The 1,706-nt window shown below is 56.8% G+C and carries 4 protein-coding genes; all 4 read left to right on the top strand.

What is annotated here, in order from left to right; genetic code table 11:
- Positions 1-717, top strand: a 717-nt coding sequence (locus CW742_RS12045) for an adenylosuccinate synthetase (protein ID WP_292420702.1), incomplete at its 5' end; no start/stop codon positions are given.
- Positions 714-893, top strand: coding sequence for a methytransferase partner Trm112 (locus CW742_RS12040; RefSeq protein WP_292420701.1), 180 nt, complete (start codon positions 714-716; stop codon positions 891-893). The genes CW742_RS12045 and CW742_RS12040, both read left to right, overlap by 4 nt.
- A 16-nt stretch (positions 894-909) precedes the next feature.
- Complete coding sequence (locus CW742_RS12035; RefSeq protein ID WP_292420699.1) at positions 910-1,476, top strand: hypothetical protein; 567 nt, start codon at positions 910-912, stop codon at positions 1,474-1,476.
- Positions 1,458-1,706: cobalamin biosynthesis protein (locus tag CW742_RS12030; protein WP_292420697.1), on the top strand; the 249-nt coding region annotated here is incomplete at its 3' end. The genes CW742_RS12035 and CW742_RS12030, both read left to right, overlap by 19 nt.

Genomic DNA, 1,706 nt, shown 5'->3' with positions numbered 1-1,706 from the left:
TGCGGCATTATAACAGAAGACCACATTGCCCGCGACAAGGGGAGTGCCCACCTTGCAAAGAAGATTGGCAGCACCGGCTCCGGCTGTGGGCCGGCAAATTCCGACCGGGTCATGCGTACCTCCCCGCAGGCAAAGGATGTTCCTGAACTTGCTGAGTATCTGCTCGATGTGCCAAAAGCGATCGACGATGCCCTGAAACTAAACCAGAACGTCCTTCTCGAAGGAACACAGGGATTTGGCATCTCCCTGTATTACGGGACCTATCCCTTCGTGACCAGCAAGGACACGTCAGCCTCCCAGATTGCCGCAGACAATGGTGTCGGCCCGACACGGATCGATGATGTCGTTGTCGTCTTCAAGGCATATCCCACCCGTGTCGGGGAAGGGCCGTTCTCCACTGAGATGACGGCCGAGAAGTCCGATGCCATGGGGATCCAGGAGTTCGGCACCGTTACCCACCGCAAACGCCGTATCGGCGGCTGGGATGGCGAGATGGCACGGTACTCGGCCATGATCAACGGGTGCACCCAGGCAGCAATCACCGGGATCGACCGGATAGACAAGGACTGTTTCGGGATCACCGAATACGCGAAACTGACCAAAAAGGCCAAAGACTTCATCAAACAGGCCGAGGAAGACATCGGCTGCCCCGTTGCCCTGATCTCCACGGGCCCGGAGATCACCCAGATCATTGACATCCGGGATGAACTGAAATGAAACGCTCTCTGATGGATATCCTCTGCTGCCCGGTCTGCAAAGGGGATCTCTCTCTCCACGTTGATGCGGAAGATGCAAAAGAAGTCCTAGAAGGGACCCTGCATTGTGCCGCATGCAGCGTGGATTATCCTATCCACGAGGGCATCCCCAACCTGCTGCCGCAGCAGGGATCCTAAAACAGCAGGTTCCGGTATGGCACTCCCCGCTCTTTTTTCCGTTCTGGTTGCAGCAGGCGGAGAGGGAGATGCCGGGTACGAAGTCCATCTGAACCGGAGCAGTATCAACTCCATTGATGTCCCTCGGGAGAAAGTCCTCGCAGAGCCCGGGGGCCTCCTCCGCATACGGTTCATGAACCACGGGGCGCCGATCCATATCACGATTACCGCATCCAATGCCGGGGAATTCACCAGTTTTTTTCATGAGAACCTGTACGTTGTTGATGAATCGACTCTTGCAATACCCATCATCAGGGACTGCCCCCCGGGCATGTTCAACCTTGATATCATTTCGGGGTACGGGGTTATGAAAGCACAGATCCCAATTGCCATCCTGCCCCCGCAGGCTGCCCGCCCGACTATCCGCGAGGAATATCCCCTCCAGCCGGTTGCCCGCGGCCGGCCCCATCCCCTGATGATCATGATGGGAGTCGCACTCCTCCTGTACTGTGCCTGGTTCTATACCGGAACAGAGTTCCTGAATATTGCGGCATTCATCACGCTCATTGTCGGGGCACTCTACACATGGTACCGTCAGCAATAACGCTCGCGGCCCCGATCCTGTGCGCGGCACTTGTTCTTGACCGGCTCATGGGTGATCCGCATTCCCGGTATCACCCGGTCGCCCTTCTTGGCTCATTTATTGCACTCTGGGGAAAGCCAGGTTGTTACCCGGCCCGTATCCAGCGATTCGCCGGAGTCCTGTTCTGGATAATGACCGTAATCCTGTTTTGCATCCCCTTCATCCTCGTTTCTCTCTATGCCCCCTGGTAC

Source organism: Methanoregula sp., from assembly GCF_002835825.1.
In the GTDB taxonomy this organism is placed as follows: Archaea; Halobacteriota; Methanomicrobia; order Methanomicrobiales; family Methanospirillaceae; genus Methanoregula.
This window is presented reverse-complemented; position numbering and strand designations above follow the sequence as displayed.